Annotated in this window: 4 protein-coding genes and 1 tRNA gene; 2 read left to right on the top strand and 3 right to left on the bottom strand. The window is 72.5% G+C overall.

Features of this window, described 5'->3' with window-relative positions; genetic code table 11:
- Window positions 1-486: 486 nt before the first annotated feature.
- Window positions 487-560 (bottom strand) — tRNA-Met (locus QWJ41_RS20625).
- A 93-nt stretch (window positions 561-653) separates the two neighbouring features.
- Between QWJ41_RS20625 and QWJ41_RS20620 the strand changes: the two genes are divergently transcribed.
- Window positions 654-1499, top strand: a complete 846-nt coding sequence (locus QWJ41_RS20620) for a Rossmann-fold NAD(P)-binding domain-containing protein (RefSeq protein WP_302710345.1) — start codon at window positions 654-656, stop codon at window positions 1497-1499.
- Window positions 1500-1546: 47 nt separating this feature from the next.
- Here the strand turns inward: QWJ41_RS20620 and QWJ41_RS20615 are convergent, their stop codons facing one another.
- Window positions 1547-2434, bottom strand: a complete 888-nt coding sequence (locus tag QWJ41_RS20615; protein ID WP_302710344.1) for a class I SAM-dependent methyltransferase — start codon at window positions 2432-2434, stop codon at window positions 1547-1549.
- A gap of 127 nt (window positions 2435-2561) precedes the next feature.
- Between QWJ41_RS20615 and QWJ41_RS20610 the strand changes: the two genes are divergently transcribed.
- Window positions 2562-3266, top strand: a complete 705-nt coding sequence (locus tag QWJ41_RS20610) for a winged helix-turn-helix transcriptional regulator (protein WP_302710343.1) — start codon at window positions 2562-2564, stop codon at window positions 3264-3266.
- Here the strand turns inward: QWJ41_RS20610 and QWJ41_RS22110 are convergent.
- A complete protein-coding gene (locus QWJ41_RS22110) occupies window positions 3247-3351 on the bottom strand; it encodes a PEP-utilizing enzyme (RefSeq protein ID WP_369292734.1) in 105 nt (34 codons plus the stop codon). The two genes, QWJ41_RS20610 and QWJ41_RS22110, sit on opposite strands and share 20 nt — an antisense overlap.
- Between the last annotated feature and the right edge of the window lie 13 nt (window positions 3352-3364).

Genomic DNA, 3364 nt, shown 5'->3' with positions numbered 1-3364 from the left:
GCGCGGCGAGGCAGACGACGTCGTGTCGGGCAGATCCCATGACCGTCAGTGGGCAGTTCTCATGTCCGCCAGCGGGCAGTTTCGTGGCCGTCTCCGGGCAGTTTCTCGTGGCCGCCGACACACATCAGCAACGATCAACGCCTCGCCGATCTCCGCAAGATCTCGGACACGCCAGCGACGCAATCACTCGCGCATCGCGCATCTCGAAAATTCATCCTGCACCTCCGCCACCTCGGCGATGCTCGCGGGCAAGAGTGCCGTAGGCCGATCGTCACGCGGGACGGATGACCAGTGTCGTTGCGCCGCGTATGAAGCTGTTCTGGCCGACTCTCGGCCGGACGGAAGCCCCCGGGAGAGTCTCCGAGACAGCTCTTGAACGCCTCGGCGCGGGGGTTTCTGGGTCACAAAGCGCGACACAAGCCGGAAGGATTCAAATGACTAGTGGCCCGTGATCTGCGTTTCCGCAGGTCACGGGCCACATTTCAGTAGCGGGGGCAGGATTTGAACCTGCGACCTCTGGGTTATGAGCCCAGCGAGCTACCGAGCTGCTCCACCCCGCGTCGGTGGCTCAACCGTCACACACCGCACCCGACGCACACAATTCGGGGCCGCGGTCGGCGGGTGGGTGAGGGGCGCTGACCTAGGGTCGAGACGTGGATGCCGCAGATGCAGACGTGCTGATGATCGGGTGCGGCGACCTCGGGTCGCGCATCGGCCTGCGCCTCGCCGAGCGGGGGCACCGCGTCCTCGCCCTGCGCCGCCGGGCCGAGCTGGTGCCGGCGCCCCTGCACGGCCTGTCCGTCGACCTGGCCCACGAGGTCCCCGACCTGCCCGCGCTCGAGCTGCGCCACCTGGTCGTCGCCCTGACCGCCCGGCCGCGCTCCGAGGGGGCCTACCGCGCGACGTACGTCGACGGCATGCGGCGCGCGCTCGACGCCGTCGAGGCCGCCGGCCGGCTGCCCGAGCGCGCCGTCCTGATCTCCTCCACCGGGGTGCACGGCGACGTGCCCGACGGCACCCTCGTCGACGAGTCACACGCCCCCTCCCCCAAGGACGGCCCGGCGCGGGTGCTGCTGGAGGCCGAGGAGCTCTTCGCCGCCCGGGTGCCGGGTGGCACCGTGCTGCGCTGCTCGGGCCTGTACGACGGCACCGGGTCGAGGTTCGTCGACCGGGTGCGCGAGGGCCAGGTCGACGACCCGCACCGCTGGACCAACCGCATCCACCGCGACGACGCCGCCGCGGCCGCGGTCCACCTGCTCACCCGCCCCGAGGCGCCCGAGCCGATCTACCTCGGCAACGACGACGAGCCGGCGCTGATGGGCGACGTCGCGGGCCACCTGGCGCGACAGATCGACGTCCCGGCACCACCCGCCGGCGATCCCGCGCGGGCGCACGGCAAGCGGATCTCCAACGCTCGGCTGCGCTCGACCGGCTGGGTCCCGGCGTACCCCACCCATCGCGAGGGGTACGCCGACGTGGGGACCGCGGAGCGCCGCTGACGTCCTCCGGGCCGACGGACGTCGGCGTCTGGTCATCCCCGCGTCCGTCACCCCTGGCGCCGGGTGCCCGAGACGACCAGCATCTCGCAGGGACCGACGAAGCCGTCCTCGGCCTCGAACCGCCCCAGCGACGCCTCGATCTCCTGCCATGCAGCGACCCGCTCCGCCTCCCCCACCGCCGACAGCATCTGGTGCAGGGCGCCGAAGGAGTCCTTCTCGAAGCGCACGCACTCGGCGGCCGAGCCCATCCGCACCGGGGAGTCGACGGTCGTGACGGTGATGTCCTCGAGGCCCGCCTCGGCGTACGCCGACTCGGCGACCCCTGGCTGGCCGAGGCTGAACGGGCCGGGCAGCCCGGGCGCGGGTGCCGGGAGCCCGGCGATGCGCCGGATGATGCCGACCGGCACGGCGAAGAAGCCGTTGCGCTCGGGAGTCGAGTAGACCACCGAGGAGATGCGTCCGCCGGGGCGCACGACCCGGCACATCTCCGAGAGCGCCTGCCGCTGGTCGGGGAAGTAGATCAGCCCGACCCGCGAGATCGCCGCGTCGACGGAGGCGTTGGGCACCGCGGAGAGGTCCTCGCCGTCGGCCTCGAGGGTGGACACCACCTCCGCGAGCCCCGCCTCGGCGGCGGCGCCGTCGGCGTACCGCAGGATCGTCGGGGAGATGTCGGTGGCGAGCACGTGGCCGCCAGGGGCCACGCGCTGCGCGGCCGCCAGGGTCTGGCCGCCCGCACCGGCGGCCACGTCGACGACCCGCGACCCGGGCTCGAGCCTTGCGTCGTCGAGCATCGCCTCGGTGGCGGCGCCGAGCCAGCGCTCGATGGCCGGGCCCCAGCGGTGCCACGCCTCGGCGGCCTGCTCCCACTGCGCTCGCGTGGTCGCCTTGAACTGCTGGGGGTCGAATGTCGGCGGAACGGGTGTCGTGGTGCTCATGGCTTCCTCCTCGGAAGTGGGTGGACCTCGAGCATCGGCCCGCCGCCCCCGGGCCCTCCAGGGCATCAACTGGACCTGGGCGGGACTACTTCTGGACTCCTGCCCGGGGCGGGTCGACCATGAGGAGATGAAGGACTACGCGCAGTACTGCCCGGTGGCACTGGCCAGCTCGGTCATCGGCGAGCGGTGGACTCCTCTGATCATCCGGGAGCTGGTGCTCGGCGCCCGCCGCTTCAACGAGATCGACCGTGGCCTGCCCGGGATCTCCCGGTCCCTGCTCAAGCAGCGCCTCGACCACCTCGAGCGCAGCGGTGTCGTGGACAGGGTGGTGGCGCCGCACGGGCACGAGTACCACCTCACCGCCGCCGGCCGCGACCTCGAGGGGGTGGTGATGGCGCTCGGCGAGTGGGCGGTGCACTGGATGTTCAGCGAGCCGGAGCCGCGCCAGGTCGACCCGGTCACCCTCACCTGGTGGATGTCGCGGCGGGTCGTCGCCGAGGCGCTGCCGGCCCAGCGGACCGTGGTGCAGTTCGACTACACCGGGGCGGCACCGATGCGCATCTGGTTGGTCATCGAGCGGCGCGAGACCTCGGTCTGCACCGACCCGCCGGGCTTCGAAGCGGACCTGGTGCTCAGCACCGACCCCGTCGCCCTGATGCGCGTCTTCTCCGGCATCCTCAGCTACGCCGAGGCCCGCAGCAGCGGTGCCATCGACCTCGTGGGGCCTCCCCGGCTCGTCCGCGACCTGCCGCACTGGTTCGCCTGGAGCCCCTTCGCCCCCGCCGTGCGCGACGTCCTCGAGGGGCGAGCGCCTACCCCGTCAGGACCGTGACGGTCCCGCGGTCGCCGTCGACCCGCACCCGGTCGCCGGTGTGCAGCACCCGGGTGGCGCCCTGGGTGTTGACCACGCAGGGCAGCCCGTACTCGCGC

The sequence above is a fragment of the Nocardioides cremeus genome, assembly GCF_030518195.1.
Lineage (GTDB): Bacteria > Actinomycetota > Actinomycetes > Propionibacteriales > Nocardioidaceae > Nocardioides > Nocardioides cremeus.
Note: the sequence above shows the minus strand (reverse complement) of the source record. Positions and strands in the feature narration are given on the sequence as shown.

What these genes read in the sequence shown, in the direction of transcription:
- QWJ41_RS20615 (WP_302710344.1), bottom strand. Translation starts at nt 2,434, where the DNA reads ATGAGCACCACGACACCCGTTCCGCCGACATTCGACCCCCAGCAGTTC.
- QWJ41_RS20610 (WP_302710343.1), top strand. Translation starts at nt 2,562, where the DNA reads ATGAAGGACTACGCGCAGTACTGCCCGGTGGCACTGGCCAGCTCGGTC.